10 protein-coding genes are annotated in these 13,866 nt (G+C 62.0%); 3 read left to right on the top strand and 7 right to left on the bottom strand.

Annotation, left to right across the window (positions count from 1 at the left end):
* The first annotated feature begins 118 nt into the window (after positions 1-118).
* Together AC13RC_RS02425 and scpA are read left to right on the top strand one after the other, a co-directional pair.
* A complete protein-coding gene (locus AC13RC_RS02425; RefSeq protein WP_488556387.1) occupies positions 119-1,456 on the top strand; it encodes a methylmalonyl-CoA mutase family protein in 1,338 nt (445 codons plus the stop codon).
* Positions 1,457-1,931: 475 nt separating this feature from the next.
* Positions 1,932-4,064, top strand: coding sequence for a methylmalonyl-CoA mutase (gene scpA, locus AC13RC_RS02420; RefSeq protein WP_488556386.1), 2,133 nt, complete (start codon positions 1,932-1,934; stop codon positions 4,062-4,064).
* 57 nt (positions 4,065-4,121) lie between these two features.
* On the opposite strand, the gene AC13RC_RS02415 is transcribed toward scpA, so the two are convergent.
* From AC13RC_RS02415 to AC13RC_RS02400, 4 genes are all read right to left on the bottom strand, one after another.
* Positions 4,122-5,102: an alpha/beta hydrolase family protein gene (locus AC13RC_RS02415; RefSeq protein WP_488556385.1), complete on the bottom strand. Its 981-nt coding sequence runs from the start codon at positions 5,100-5,102 to the stop codon at positions 4,122-4,124.
* 95 nt (positions 5,103-5,197) lie between these two features.
* On the bottom strand, positions 5,198-6,835 hold the full coding sequence (locus AC13RC_RS02410; protein WP_488556384.1) for a cisplatin damage response ATP-dependent DNA ligase: 1,638 nt from the start codon (positions 6,833-6,835) through the stop codon (positions 5,198-5,200).
* Positions 6,835-7,845, bottom strand: a complete 1,011-nt coding sequence (locus AC13RC_RS02405) for a ligase-associated DNA damage response exonuclease (RefSeq protein WP_488556383.1) — start codon at positions 7,843-7,845, stop codon at positions 6,835-6,837. The genes AC13RC_RS02410 and AC13RC_RS02405 overlap by 1 nt, the downstream gene beginning before the upstream one ends.
* 29 nt (positions 7,846-7,874) lie before the next feature.
* Entirely contained in the window at positions 7,875-8,645 is a 771-nt protein-coding gene (locus AC13RC_RS02400) for a carbon-nitrogen hydrolase family protein (RefSeq protein ID WP_488556382.1), read from the bottom strand.
* A gap of 207 nt (positions 8,646-8,852) precedes the next feature.
* Here AC13RC_RS02400 and AC13RC_RS02395 point away from each other — a divergent pair, with 207 nt between their 5' ends.
* On the top strand, positions 8,853-10,223 hold the full coding sequence (locus tag AC13RC_RS02395) for a TIGR03808 family TAT-translocated repetitive protein (RefSeq protein WP_488556381.1): 1,371 nt from the start codon (positions 8,853-8,855) through the stop codon (positions 10,221-10,223).
* Here the strand turns inward: AC13RC_RS02395 and AC13RC_RS02390 are convergent.
* From AC13RC_RS02390 to AC13RC_RS02380, 3 genes are read right to left on the bottom strand one after another with little or no spacing between them, the layout of a single operon-like run.
* Positions 10,220-11,008 carry a crotonase/enoyl-CoA hydratase family protein gene (locus AC13RC_RS02390; RefSeq protein WP_488556380.1) on the bottom strand — a complete coding sequence of 263 codons (789 nt, stop codon included), beginning with the start codon at positions 11,006-11,008 and terminating at the stop codon, positions 10,220-10,222. The genes AC13RC_RS02395 and AC13RC_RS02390 overlap by 4 nt on opposite strands.
* Complete coding sequence (locus AC13RC_RS02385; RefSeq protein ID WP_488556379.1) at positions 11,005-11,874, bottom strand: hydroxymethylglutaryl-CoA lyase; 870 nt, start codon at positions 11,872-11,874, stop codon at positions 11,005-11,007. Before AC13RC_RS02385 ends, AC13RC_RS02390 begins: the two co-directional genes overlap by 4 nt.
* On the bottom strand, positions 11,871-13,859 hold the full coding sequence (locus tag AC13RC_RS02380) for an acetyl/propionyl/methylcrotonyl-CoA carboxylase subunit alpha (RefSeq protein WP_488556378.1): 1,989 nt from the start codon (positions 13,857-13,859) through the stop codon (positions 11,871-11,873). The genes AC13RC_RS02385 and AC13RC_RS02380 overlap by 4 nt, the downstream gene beginning before the upstream one ends.
* Between the last annotated feature and the right edge of the window lie 7 nt (positions 13,860-13,866).

Here is a 13,866-nt window from a genome sequence, read left to right as displayed (position 1 = left end):
TGGAGCGAGGCTGGCGTCGATCGCCAGACGGTTCCAACGAAGATATTGCACCGATCGGCCAAACTCCTGTTTTCCCTTGCGACATCATGGGCTAGACCAATGCAGTACGGAGGAGCGCATGAATATCGACAGTCTCGACCCGGGCATCTTCGGCCAGACCGACCAAAAGACTTGGCTGAAGCTGGTGGAACGGGCGCTGAAAGGCAAGAATTTCCAGGAAGCACTGGTCTCGCGAACCGATGACGGCATCGCGATAGAGCCGCTTTACCAGCGACGGCGCGACGGCAAGCCGCTATTTCGTCAGCGGGCCGAGTTGCCATGGACGGTGATGCAGCGCATGGACGATCCGGACACCGAGCGGGCAATGGTGCAGCTCGGCGACGATCTTGCCAATGGCGCAAGCGGTATCAGCCTCGTTTCCAGCAGTTCCGCTTCGGCCTTCGGCATCGGGATGGATGCTCAGTCGCCAATCTTTTCCGAAGGGCTGGCAGCAGCATCCGCCAAGACTACAACCCTGCGCCTCGATGGCTTTTCTTCCAGCGTCGCGAAAATGGTTGCGGACGGTGGTGCCCAGAGATTGCACCTTGGACTCGACGCTTTCCTGACAGCTGGGCATTTCGTCAATTTTACCAGCGACATCAAATACTTCAAAGAGTTGAAGTCGGTTGGTTCGATCGTCAATGCTGACGGCCGTGCCGTGCATAACGCCGGCGGGACCGAGGCGCAGGAACTGGCGGTGATGGCGGCAAGCCTCGTCGGCCATTTACGACTGCTTGAAGAGGCCGGACTGTCGCCGGAAGCAGCGCTTGCGGCAATCAGCCTCTGCCTTTCGGCCGATCAGAACCAGTTCGTCACAACCGCGAAGATGCGCGCCGCGCGACTGATCTTCACCCGGATCGCCGAGGCCTGCGGCATTACCGACCCACGACCGGCACATCTCTTTGCTGAGACCAGCTATCGCATGCTGACCCGCCTCGATCCGGAGACGAACATCCTGCGCAACACGATCGCGGTCTTTTCAGCCGGCGTTGGCGGCGCCGACGAGATCGGCGTTCTGCCGCACAGCCTGACGCACGGCATTCCTGATCCGCTGGCGCGGCGCCTAGCGCGCAACACGCAGACGATTCTGATCGCCGAAAGCCACCTCGATCATGTCGCCGATCCAGCTGCCGGGGCTGGCGGCATCGAGGCGCTGACCGACGCGCTTTGCGAACGGGCTTGGGAGATTTTCACCCGGATCGAAGGCAAGGGAGGATTGGCGAAGGTCATTTCCAGCGGCGAACTGGCGGCGATGATCGCAGAGGCTCGGGAGAGCCGTGCCGCAAGGCCGATCGTGGGGACGACGCTGTTTGCCATGAAGACCGAGCGGCCGGTGACGGTTTTGGGGCCTTTGGGCCCGGTTGTTGGCGGGATGGGGTTGGTGCCGATACGATTGGATGAGGGGGTGGAGGCATGAGAATGGACATCGCGTTCGAGACGAGTGCGATACCCCCCTCTGTCGCTTTCGCGACATCTCCCCCACTAGGAGGGCTATCGCATATGGAGGCGGACGAGCACCATAAGCTCCTTCTCCCCTTGGGGAGAAGGTGGCCCGAAGGGTCGGATGAGGGGGTTATCGATTTGAATTCATGGATTTTTGTGGTCTTGGCGGGCACCCCCTCATCCGCCTGGCGGCACCTTCTCCCCGCTGGGGAGAAGGGGGACGGCGGCGCTCTCCGCTCATATGCGATACCCCTGCCCCCACTAGGGGGGAGATTGGAAACTCGCGGAACCCTTCCACCTCGAACAAACCCCTCATCTGCGGCAGCGAAAGTTGTCACGACCGGCTGGGTTAAATTCTGGCTCGGGACGATCTTCCCCCTTGTGGGGGAGATGTCACGAAGTGACAGAGGGGGGTGTGCGCCCTCCCCATTCACGGAGGCATCGGCTCCATGACCAATATCCCCGACTTCGCCACCATCCCTTGGGCCAAGCCACAGGCAGCAGCGCCAACAATCGACGCCCCAGCCTGGGAAACTCCCGAAGGCATCAGCGTCAAGCGCGCCTATGGCGAAAGCGACCTCGCCCGCCTGAAGTTTTTGGATACCTATCCCGGTGCTGCGCCGTTCGTGCGTGGCCCCTACCCCACAATGTATGTCCAGCAGCCCTGGACCATTCGCCAATATGCCGGCTTCTCCACTGCCGAGGAGTCTAACGCCTTCTATCGCCGCAACCTTGCCGCCGGCCAGAAGGGCCTCTCCGTCGCCTTCGATCTTGCCACTCACCGCGGCTATGACAGCGATCATCCGCGAGTGGCCGGCGATGTCGGCATGGCGGGTGTGGCGATCGATTCCATCCTCGATATGCGCCAGCTCTTCGACGGCATTCCGCTTGACGAGATGAGCGTATCGATGACCATGAACGGCGCTGTGCTGCCGGTCATGGCGCTCTATATCGTCGCGGCGGAGGAACAGGGCGTTTCCGAGGATAAGCTGTCGGGCACGATCCAGAACGACATTCTCAAGGAGTTCATGGTTCGCAACACCTACATTTATCCGCCGCAGCCCTCGATGCGCATCGTCTCGGACATTTTCAGCTATACCAGCCAGCGGATGCCGAAGTTCAACTCCATCTCGATCTCCGGCTACCACATGCAGGAAGCCGGCGCGACGGCGGATCTGGAGCTCGCCTACACGATCGCCGACGGCATCGAATATGCACGGGCAGGCGTGGCAGCCGGGCTCGATATAGACAGCTTCGCCCCTCGCCTCTCCTTCTTCTGGGCCGTCGGCATGAACTTCTTCATGGAAGTCGCCAAGATGCGCGCGGGACGGCTGATCTGGGCCGCACTGATGCAGAAGAATTTCGCACCGAAAGACCAGAAATCCCTGGCACTCAGGACCCACAGCCAGACCTCCGGCTGGTCGCTGACGGCACAGGACCCCATGAACAACATCATCCGCACGATGGTCGAAGCCATGGCGGCAACGCAGGGACATACCCAGTCGCTGCACACCAATTCCTTCGACGAAGCGCTGGCGCTGCCAACGGATCACTCCGCCCGCATCGCGCGCAACACGCAGATCCTGCTGCAGAAGGAATCCGGCACGGCAGGGATCATCGATCCTTGGGGCGGCTCGGCCTATGTCGAGCGGCTGACCCACGATCTTGCGGCCCGCGCCCTTGCCCATATCGAGGAAGTCGAGGCGCTCGGCGGCATGGCGAAGGCGATCGAGAAAGGCATTCCGAAGCTTCGCATCGAGGAAGCCGCCGCACGCACGCAAGCGCGCATCGACAGCGGCCATCAGACACTCGTCGGCATCAACTTTTCCAGGCCGGAGAAGGATATCGAAGTCGACGTGTTGAAGGTGGACAATTCCGAAGTGCGGGCACGTCAGCTATCCAAGCTGCAGCAATTGAAGGGCACACGGGAGACGGCCGCCGTCGAGACTGCCCTCGACGCCCTGACGGATGCCGCACGCAACGGCACCGGCAACCTGCTCGATTTTGCCGTTAAGGCAGCAAGGGCAAGAGCGACCGTCGGCGAAATTTCGCTGGCGCTGGAAAAGGCATATGGCCGGCATGTGGCCGAGATCAGGACCATTTCCGGCGTCTATCGTCGGGAAGTCGGCGATGCCGATCCCGCTTTCAACAAGGCCGTCGCCAAGGTTGAAGCCTTCCGCAAGGCACGCGGCGAAAAACCCCGCATCCTCATCGCCAAGATGGGTCAGGACGGCCATGATCGCGGACAGAAGGTGATTGCGACGGCCTTTGCCGATCTCGGCTTCGATGTCGTCGTCGGCGCCATGTTCCAGACTCCGGAAGAAGTGGCCGATGTCGCCGTTCGCGAAGGCGTCGACATCCTCGGCGCATCATCGCTTGCCGCCGGCCATCTGACGCTGGTGCCGGAACTGAAGGAAGCGCTTGCGCGCCGTCATGCCGGCAATGTGCTGATCGCCGTCGGCGGCGTCATCCCGCCACAGGATTTCGCGGCGCTGGAAGCGGCCGGTGCGGACGCAATCTTCCCGCCCGGCACGGTGATTGCGGAAGCGGCAACGGCGCTGATCGAGAAACTGATGGCGTAAGCATCGACTCGCAGAGCGGTTCGGATTATCTCCCGCGCCGCTCTTGCGGGCGCTGGTTCAGACAGCCACGCTCTTGAAGAACTCGATACTTTGAGCGATTTCGCCCGGCAAAGCCGAATTGTGGCTGCCCGGCACCGTCGCCATTTCGATCTTCACGCCGGCGGCCGTTGCCCGTTTCGAAAGCAATGCCAGACGCGAGTCGAAATGCGCCTCTTCGGTTCCGTGAAACAGCTTTATCGGGCTTTTGAAGCTGTGCGCGTAGCAGAGCGGCGAGCGCATCTGGTATTCACGCGGGTTCCTGGTGTTGAAGCGGATGTCCTGCGGGTAACGGCTGAAGAAGGCGTAAGCGTCGGGGTTGCCGGATATCGGCGCGACCGCACGGAAGCGCTTCGTCGACATGGCGGCGAGCATGGCGAGCGTACCGCCGATGCTGTGGCCAGCCAGGAACATGCGATGCGGATCGACACCAGGCAGATGCCGCAGCCGGTTGGACGCGGCCAGCACATCGGCAACTTCGTCGTAAAAGCCGGAAAAATTGCCCTTCTGGCCGTTTTCGCCGCGCATGGAAGGAATCATGACGACGTAGCCCGCCTCGACATAGGGCTTCATCAGCTGCCAATGTCCCTGGCCGATGGCGTTGCCGCCATGCAGGAAAAGTACGGCCGGCTTCGGTTTCTCCGAACGCGTGTAGCGGGAAACCCAGGCGACGAGCTCCAGCTCCTCGCCGACACCGCTGCGATAGAAAAGCCGTTCGGCGGTCGATGGCGTCACCAGCGGTTCGTAGATATCGGGAGCAGGTCCCTTGCTCACGAGATCAGTGCGAAACAGATGGCGCTCCTTGGCATAGTCGCCCGAAAGCAGCGGCGGCGCATCCTCGGCCTTTTCGTCGCTCCGGGTGGCGACACTCTTGTTCTCAGCAGGCTTGCTTGCAGTCGTACTGTCATCGGCAGCTCTGACGATGTTGGGCGCAAAGAGCGTGAAGGCAATACCGGCTAGAAGGCTGCGGCGATTGGGACGAAATGCGTGGTCGTCGGACATGGTCGTGGGCTCTGTCGAAATATCCCGGCGCAGATCGAATCTGCACGGGTTGGAAGGCTAGGCCAACTCACTTTGTGGTGAGGAATCGCCCTCGCCTATTCATCGACAACCGGAGCCTTGGCGTCAATCATCGCGATCAAAGTTTCCAGCCTGTCCGCCTCGTAGGGCGGTTTGTCGGGCCGCAGTCGGGCAATGCGTGGAAAGCGCATGGCGACACCCGATTTATGGCGGGTCGAGCGGTTGATGCCCTCGAAAGCGACCTCGAGCACGAAGCCAAAATCGCGATCGGCGCGCACCGCCCGCACTGGGCCGAAACGGTCGACCGTATTGTTGCGCACGAACTTGTCGAGCACCTCAAGCTCCGCATCGGTAAAGCCGAAATAGGCCTTGCCGACAGGCATGAGCTGCTCACCCTCCGGCGTCGTCGCCCAGACGCCGAAGGTGAAATCGGAATAGTAGCTGGAGCGCTTGCCGTGGCCGCGCTGGGCATACATCAGCACGGCATCGACATTATAGGGATCGCGCTTCCACTTGAACCAGGGGCCTTTGGCGCGGCCTGCGAGATAGGCGCTGTCCCTGCGCTTGATCATCACGCCTTCGATCACCGGATCGGGCGGCGAGGAGCGCAGGCGGTCGAGCTCCTCCCAGGACGAGAAATCGACGAGCGGCGACAGATCAAAGCGGTCGTGGGGCGCGGCATCGATGATCTCCGTCAGCCGCTCCCGCCGATCGAGGAAACCGCGGGCGCGCACGTCCTCCGCGCCGTCAAAAAGAAGATCATAGGCGCGGATGAAGGCCGGAAACTCGTCCAGCATCTTTGCCGTCACGGTCTTGCGGTTGAGGCGCTGCTGCAGATCGGAAAAGCTGCGTGTCGGGCTGTTGGAGCGAACAGTGCCGCCAACCAGCAGCTCACCGTCCATGACGCCCTCGAAATTCATGGCGTCCACAACGTCGGGAAAGGCGCCGGATATGTCGTCGCCGGAGCGCGAATAGAGCTTGCTCGTTTGCCCGGAGCGCGAAAGCTGGACGCGGATGCCATCCCACTTCCATTCGGCGGCGAAATCGCGGGGGTCGAGGCCCTCAAGATCACCCGGCTCGACGGGATTGGCGAGCATGACGGAATGAAAGATCGCCGGTGTTGCCAATACCGGTTTCTCCGCCTTGCCTTCCAGCCAGCGGAAGAGGCTTTCATAGGGCGGCTGCAGACCATGCCAAAGCGTCTCGATTTCGGTCACATCCTTGCCGCTCAGCTCGGCCAGCGCTTGTTTGGCAAGCCGGGCCGAGACGCCGATGCGCATGGCGCCGGTCGCAAGCTTTAAGAAAGCGAAACGGCCCGACGTATCCAGCCGGTCCAGCAGGTCGCGGACGAAGCTGCGCACTTCGGTCCGCCCAAGCGCATTCATGCGGCGGACAACCTCGCCGAGCTTCGGCTGCTCGCCGGCGGGACGCTCGATATCGCTTTCCTTGTCCCATACCAGCGAGATCGTCTCGGCAAGATCGCCGACATAATCGTAGGAATAGCGAAACAGCACCTCGTCCATGCGCTCGAGAACGAGCTCGCGCAGCATGGCGGGCTTGACGTTGCGCACCTCGAGCGTGCCGGCAATGGCGGCCAGACCATAGCCGCGGTCCGGATCGGGCGTATCGCGGAAATAATCGGCCAGCAGCTTCAGCTTGCCGTTGCGGCTCGGCGTCAGCACCAGGCGGTCGAGGAGGTCGGCAAAGGCTTTCATCAATCGCCCTCGTCTTCATAGCCGATGAGATGCAGCGGCTTGGCGGCGATGCCCTGCAGCTCGCACCAGCGCACCAATGCCTCTTCGCGGCCGTGGGTGACCCAAACCTCGCTCGGCTTCAGATCGGAGATTGTCTCGGTCAGTTCGGGCCAGTCGCAATGATCCGATATGACCAGCGGCAACTCGACCCCGAGTTGCTTGGCACGCTGGCGCACCATCATCCAGCCGGAGGCGAAAGCCGGCAGAGGATCGTGAAAGCGCCGTGCCCAGCGATCCTGAAAAGCGGAGGGCGGGCCGACGACGACGGCGCCATGGAAGATCGACTGATCCCGGCTTTCGATGGTGGCCGGCCTAAGGTCGCCGAGCACGATGCCCTGGCCGACATAATAGTCGCAGAGCGTTTCCAGCGCACCGTGTATATAGATCGGCTTGTCATAGCCGGCATCGCGCAGGAGTCGGATGACGCGCTGCGCCTTGCCGAGCGCATAGGCGCCGATCAGATGCGTTCGTTCCGGAAACTGGCGAAGCGAAGCCAGGAGCTTGCGCGTCTCGGCCATCGGATCGGGATGATGGAACACCGGCAGGCCGAAGGTCGCCTCGGTGATGAAGACATCGCAGGGAACCGCCACATAGGCTTCGCAGGTCGGATCCGGCCGGCGTTTGTAATCCCCGGAAACGACGATCCGCAGCCCATCCTTCTCTACCGCGATCTGCGCCGAGCCGAGCACATGACCGGCAGGATGGAACTGCACCTTGACGCCATTGATCGTCACTTCCTCGCCGAAGGCAACCGCCTGCTCCGATCCGGCAAAGCCATCGCCGTAGCGGATGCGCATGATATCGAGGGTCTGGCGCGTAGCGAGCACATTGGCATGGCCGGAACGAGCGTGGTCCGAATGACCATGCGTGACGAGCGCTCGCTCGACCGGCTGCACGGGATCGATATAGAAGCCGCCGATCGGGCAGAACAAGCCCGCAGGCGCCGGATAAAGCAGTTGATCGGGTCTCATGACTTGTGAGGATAGCGCGATTTGCACAATTAGGTAGCGATATCAGCCGCTTTTCGCGCGAATCCGCGTTCGGGTTGCCGATCCGGCAGATCGAAGACGAGGACATCCTCGCTATGCGGCTTGGCCTTTGCCACGACGACGCCGTTCGGATCGACGATTGCGCTGGTGCCGTAGCTCACCCAGCCATCCTCGTTGCTGCCGACCACATCGGACGCCATGACCCAGCAGCCCGTATGCCTGGCGCATATCTGCAGGCTCGAAATGCCCGGCCTATGCCATTTCTCCGCCTTGTGGGGCCGAAGCATCAGGTTGACGGGATTGCAGATGAGGCCCGCTCCCTTTCGGGCCAAACGAGCTGCGGTATAGGGATATCGGAGATCGGCGCAGATATTGATACCAAAGCGCCAATGGCCCTCCTGCCAGATCGGAAAATCCTTTCCCGGCCTGCAGCCGCTTTCGAGCGGGTGAGCCTTGGCATAGACGCCGGCTATCCGGCCGGACTTGACGACCATAGCGCTGTTGTAGAGCGCATCGCCTCTCTTCTCGAAGAGGCCAATAATCGCTGTCGTCCTGCTCGAGGCGAAGCGAGCGACAAGCGCGTCCAAACCGGGATCGTCGAGGGAAAGCGCGCGGCGTCTGGCGATGGCTTCGTTGTAGCTGTGTCCCTGCAGATAGCATTCTGGAAAGAGGGCGAGATCGATGCCCTGCCTTTCCGCCCAGGCGAGATCGCGCGCCAAAACCTCGGCCGCCTGCTCAACGGCATCGAAAAGTGCCAGACGTTGAAAGGCCGCGATCCGCATGCGGCAGGGGTAACATGCGCGGCGAGTCGCCCCTAGCACAAATGGATCAGGTGCGGGTCATCGCCTCTACCGGACTGGTAAATGAAATAGAAAGAGGTCGAGGCTCTTGGCTGACCGAAAGCGTTTGAAGAATAGCTTCTGTATCAAAACGGCACAGATGGGCCTGGCACGATTTCTGCTTCGTAAGTGACGTTCCAGGAGTTCATAATGATCCAACGCCGCGCCCTTATCGCTTCCCTCGCCGCCTCGTCAGCGGCTGGCCTGCTTGTGCCGCGCGTTTTCGCGGCACCACTTGCCAAGATGGCAGGTGTCGAGCTGCGCGGTCCGATCGATGCCATTGCGCTGAAGACGACACGGGGCGCCAGCGATTTCAAGAGCGGCAAGCTGCAGGCGATGATCGACAATGCGGCGCGAAGCAACATGCCGCTTTTCCTACCACCGGGCACCTACAACATCTCAAACCTGACACTTCCCAATAACACGCGCATCACAGGCGTTCCCGGCGCCTCGCGGCTCATCTATAGCGGCGACGGCCATCTAATGAATGCGGATAAAGCCAGGCGTATCGAGCTTTCCGGCCTGGTTTTCGATGGCGGCAATCGCTGGCTTGCCGATTATGCGGGTGGCCTTCTGCAATTTACCGGCGTCGACGAAGTGCTGATCGACAATTGCGAAATAACCGGCAGCCGCAAGCACGGACTGCAGCTGGAGCGCTGTGGCGGTCGGATCGAGCGCAGCCGCATCTCCGGAGCGGCCGAGGCGGGCATCTATTCCGTGCAATCCACCGGCTTGGCGGTGACAGGCAATCGCGTCGAGGATTGCGGCAATGGCGGTATTCTGATTCATCGCTGGGACAAGGCCGAGGATGGCAGCAGCATCATCAACAACCGCATTGCCCGCATTCGCGCCAATGGCGGCGGCACCGGCCAGAACGGCAACGGCATCAATGTCTTCCGCGCGGATGGCGTCACGGTTTCCGGCAATCAGATCGCCGATTGTGCCTTTACGGCGATCCGCGCCAACTCGGCATCGAATGTGCAGATCTCGAACAATCAGTGCCTGCGCTCCGGCGAAACCGCCATCTACTGCGAATTCGATTTTGTCGGCGCCACGATCAGCAACAATCTGGTCGACGGTGCTGCCAACGGCATTTCAGTCACCAATTTCGACAGGGGCGGAAGGCTCGCTTCGGTTACGGGCAACGTCATCCGCAACCTGTCGCTGACAGCACCCTATGCGCAGGATGGCGGTTTCGGCATCGGCATCTTGGCAGAGGCAGATACGCTTGTTGCCGACAATGTTATCGAGAATGCGCCGCTCTGGGGCCTGCGGCTCGGCTGGGGGCAATATCTCCGTAATGTCGTTGCGACCGGCAATATCGTCAGACATGCCGGCATCGGCTGCGTCGTCTCCGTCGCCGATGGTGCCGGCTCGGCGGTGATATCAGGCAATCTCTTCCAGGAAATGCAGCAAGCCGCGATCATGGGCTTCCGCTGGGACAAGCCGGCATCGGGAGAGCTGGTCAGGGGAAGCATGCAGTTTCCGCAGCTGATCATCGAAAACAACAGACTCGTTTAGACCGATCGCCAGTTCGGCTGCCGCTTTTCGAAGAAGGCACTGATGCCTTCCTTCGCCTCGTCGGTCTCCCAGGCATCTGCCAATTGTTCGACGACGTGATCGATCATGCCATCGGTAATCGGCCTGCCGACGGAACGCGCCAGGGCCTTAGCGCGGGCCGCTGCCTGCGGTGACGCTCCCAGGAAATGGCGGACTTCGGCTTCTACGGCCTCATCCAGTGCCTCCTCCGCCACGACCCGTGACAGGAGCCCGAAGGCATGCGCCTGCCACGCATCGATGATTTTGCCGGAGAGAAACAACGGGCGCGCATTCGCTTCGCCGATGCGCGCGACGACATAGGGACTGATCGTGGCCGGAATGATGCCGAGGCGCACCTCCGTCAGGCCGAAACGGGCCGTCGATGCCGATATCACCATGTCGCAGACGCTGAGGATGCCGATACCGCCGCCGAAAGCATTGCCCTGGACGCGGGCGATCAGCGGCTTCGGCAATTCGTTCAGCGCCTTGAACAGCATGGCAAGTCGCCGCGCCTCAGCCATACGCCCATCCCGCGTAGCATCGAACTGGGCACGCATCCAACCGAGATCGCCGCCGGCACAGAAACTGGCGCCCTCGCCGGTCAGCACGACGACCCGGACTGCGCTGTCGTGAGCAAGGTCGTCCGTTGCCGCTGTCAAGTCATCGATCATCTCCGCCGAAAGGGCATTGTGCTTTTCCGGGCGCGCCAGCGTCACATGGGCAACACCGCGCTCGTCGGTGGCGATGCGGATCGTCTGCGATATCATGAGGCACTCCTGAGGCTGCGGGCAAAGGCGGCGGCACGGGCAAGCTTGTCCTCGTCGAGACCGGTCTCGAAGCCCCGCGCCGATAGATAATCTTGAACAGAAACGGTATCGACATTGCCCTTGGCGCCGGGAGCGAAGGGACAACCGCCAAGGCCGCCGGCTGACGCATCGAATACCCGCAGGCCGCGCTCCAACGCGACGCCGATATTGTCGAGCGCATGGCCGGACGTGTCATGAAAATGGCCGGCAAGGACTGCCGCGGGGAGTTCTCCGAGCACTGCGCCAAGCATCCGGTCGACGGCCTCGGGCGTGCCTTTGCCGATCGTGTCGCCAAGGCTGATCTCATAGCAACCAAGCGCACGCAACTGCCACGCGACGCTGACAACATTTTGCGGCGGCACCGCGCCCTCATAAGGGCACTCGACGACGCAGCTGACATAGCCGCGCAACGGAACGCCGCGATCCCGACTGGCGGCCGCCACCGGCCGAAAGCGCTCGATGCTCTCGGCGATCGAGCAGTTGATGTTGCGCATGGAGAAGGTTTCCGAGGCGGAAGCGAAGATCGCCACTTCATCGGTGCCAGCCGCAAGGGCGGCCTCGAAGCCCTGCATGTTGGGCGCCAGCGCTGCGTAACGAACGCCTGGACGCCGCTCTATGCCGGCCATGACCGAAGCGGCATCCCCAAGCTGCGGCACCCATTTCGGGCTGACGAAGCTGGTGACTTCAATTCGCTCGAAACCGCAATCCGAAAGCAGATTGACCAGCTCGATCTTGTGTTCGGTATCAACCTGCCGCTTCTCGTTCTGCAGCCCGTCACGCGGTGCCATCTCGACGATGGTGACGTGGTTGGAAGGCTTGTCGCTCATGCCGCATCCTCCGGACGGAGTGACAGAAGCACGGCGCTTTCGCTGGTCTGATCCCCCTCGCCGACATACAGACCTTCGACGATGCCGTCGCGTGCCGCCGTCAGCGTCAGCTCCATCTTCATGGCCTCCATGACGATCAGCGCCTGGCCCCTCGCCACCGCGTCACCCTCGCGCACACGTACGATCTTGACGAGGCCCGGCATCGGCGCGATGACGCGATCGCCACCGCCGGCCGCCTCTTCTCCACCGTCGAGCAGATCGAGTCGATGGAAATGATGCGTCTGTCCATCGAGGAATAAAGTCACGCCTGACGATATCTCGAAGATATCGACATGGGACTGCCGGCCGTCGATCTCGACGTGGTGGGAAAGGCCCTCGCCTGCGAGCAAGCGAACGAGAATGATGCGATCGTCAAAGGTGACGCTAAACAGCGACCGACTCTTTGCAGCCACGCGGCAATTCTGATAACCACCGGCAAAATGCAGCGTGAGGGGACGGCTTGCTTCACCCCAGAGCTGCCAAGGACCGAGCGACAGCCAAGGATCACTGCCAGTGGCTTCTGCGAACCCACCCGCCTCCACAATGGCAGCAATGGCGAGGGCAGCATCGTCTGGCGGTTGCGCCAAGGTCAGCGCCTCCAGGTCACGATCGATCAATCCCGTATCCGGATGGCCGGCGGCGAAATCCGGCTGGCGGCTCAACCGGATAAGGAAATCGAGGTTGGTGGTGGTTCCGGCAACCTGTGTCCGCTCGAGACCGTGCGTGAGCTTGGCAAGCGCCGCCGCCCGATCGGGCGCATGCACGGTCAGCTTGGCGATCAGCGGGTCGTAATGCGGGGTGATGCTGTCGCCCTCGCGCACGCCGGCATCGATGCGGACATCGCCTTCGGGAAAGCGCAGGTGGGAAAGCGTGCCGGTTGCCGGCAGGAAGCCGCGCGATGGGTCTTCGGCATAGATGCGGGCTTCGAAGGCCCAGCCGTTTATGGTGAGCTCAGCTTGCGTTTTCGGCAGCGGCTCGCCGCTCGCAACGCGCAATTGCCATTCGACAAGATCGACGCCGGCGATTGCCTCTGTGACGGGATGCTCGACCTGCAGGCGGGTGTTCATCTCCATGAAGAAGAAGCGATCCGGCGACAGGCCGTCGGAGACATCGGCGATGAACTCAACGGTGCCGGCGCCGCGATAATCGATGGCGCGGGCGGCGCGAACCGCCGCTTCGCCCATGGCGCTGCGCATCTCCTCCGTCATGCCGGGCGCCGGTGCCTCCTCGATCACCTTCTGGTGCCGGCGCTGCAGGGAGCAATCGCGCTCGAAGAGGTGCACGGCATTGCCCTGGCTGTCACCGAACACCTGAATCTCGATATGGCGCGGCTTGACGAGATATTTTTCGATGAGCACGGCATCGTCGCCGAAAGCGGATTTCGCCTCGCGCTTCGCCGCCTCCAGCGAAGCCTCGAAATCCTCCGGACGGTCGACGCGGCGCATGCCCTTGCCGCCGCCGCCGGCCCTCGCCTTGATAAGAACGGGAAAGCCGATGCCGTCGGCCTGCTCGGCAAGAAAGCCGGGCTCTTCCCTATCGCCATGATAGCCGGGAACAACGGGCACGCCGGCCCGCTCCATCAGCGCCTTGGCCGCATCCTTGAGCCCCATCGCTCGAATGGAGGCCGGCGACGGGCCGATGAAAATTAGGCCGGCAGCTTCGACAGCCTCGGCAAAAGCTGCATTTTCCGAGAGAAAGCCGTAGCCGGGATGGATGGCCTCCGCGCCGGTTCGCTTTGCGGCTGCGATGATCTTTTCCTTCGAAAGATAGCTTTCGCTCGCCGCCGCCGGGCCGATATGGACGGCTTCATCGGCCCGGGTCACATGCAGGGCATTCCGATCGGCGTCGGAATAGACGGCGACCGTGCGGATGCCGAGGCGCCTTGCGGTGTAGATGACCCGGCAGGCGATTTCGCCGCGATTGGCGATCAGTATCTTCGAAAACATCGGCAGA

It is taken from the genome of Martinezella sp. CNPSo 3890 (genome assembly GCF_057784455.1).
Note: the sequence above shows the minus strand (reverse complement) of the source record. Positions and strands in the feature narration are given on the sequence as shown.

What these genes read in the sequence shown, in the direction of transcription:
- AC13RC_RS02385 (WP_488556379.1), bottom strand. Translation starts at nt 11,874, where the DNA reads ATGAGCGACAAGCCTTCCAACCACGTCACCATCGTCGAGATGGCACCG.
- AC13RC_RS02400 (WP_488556382.1), bottom strand. Translation starts at nt 8,645, where the DNA reads ATGCGGATCGCGGCCTTTCAACGTCTGGCACTTTTCGATGCCGTTGAG.
- AC13RC_RS02405 (WP_488556383.1), bottom strand. Translation starts at nt 7,845, where the DNA reads ATGAGACCCGATCAACTGCTTTATCCGGCGCCTGCGGGCTTGTTCTGC.
- AC13RC_RS02395 (WP_488556381.1), top strand. Translation starts at nt 8,853, where the DNA reads ATGATCCAACGCCGCGCCCTTATCGCTTCCCTCGCCGCCTCGTCAGCG.
- AC13RC_RS02415 (WP_488556385.1), bottom strand. Translation starts at nt 5,102, where the DNA reads ATGTCCGACGACCACGCATTTCGTCCCAATCGCCGCAGCCTTCTAGCC.
- AC13RC_RS02380 (WP_488556378.1), bottom strand. Translation starts at nt 13,859, where the DNA reads ATGTTTTCGAAGATACTGATCGCCAATCGCGGCGAAATCGCCTGCCGG.
- AC13RC_RS02425 (WP_488556387.1), top strand. Translation starts at nt 119, where the DNA reads ATGAATATCGACAGTCTCGACCCGGGCATCTTCGGCCAGACCGACCAA.
- scpA (WP_488556386.1), top strand. Translation starts at nt 1,932, where the DNA reads ATGACCAATATCCCCGACTTCGCCACCATCCCTTGGGCCAAGCCACAG.
- AC13RC_RS02410 (WP_488556384.1), bottom strand. Translation starts at nt 6,835, where the DNA reads ATGAAAGCCTTTGCCGACCTCCTCGACCGCCTGGTGCTGACGCCGAGC.
- AC13RC_RS02390 (WP_488556380.1), bottom strand. Translation starts at nt 11,008, where the DNA reads ATGATATCGCAGACGATCCGCATCGCCACCGACGAGCGCGGTGTTGCC.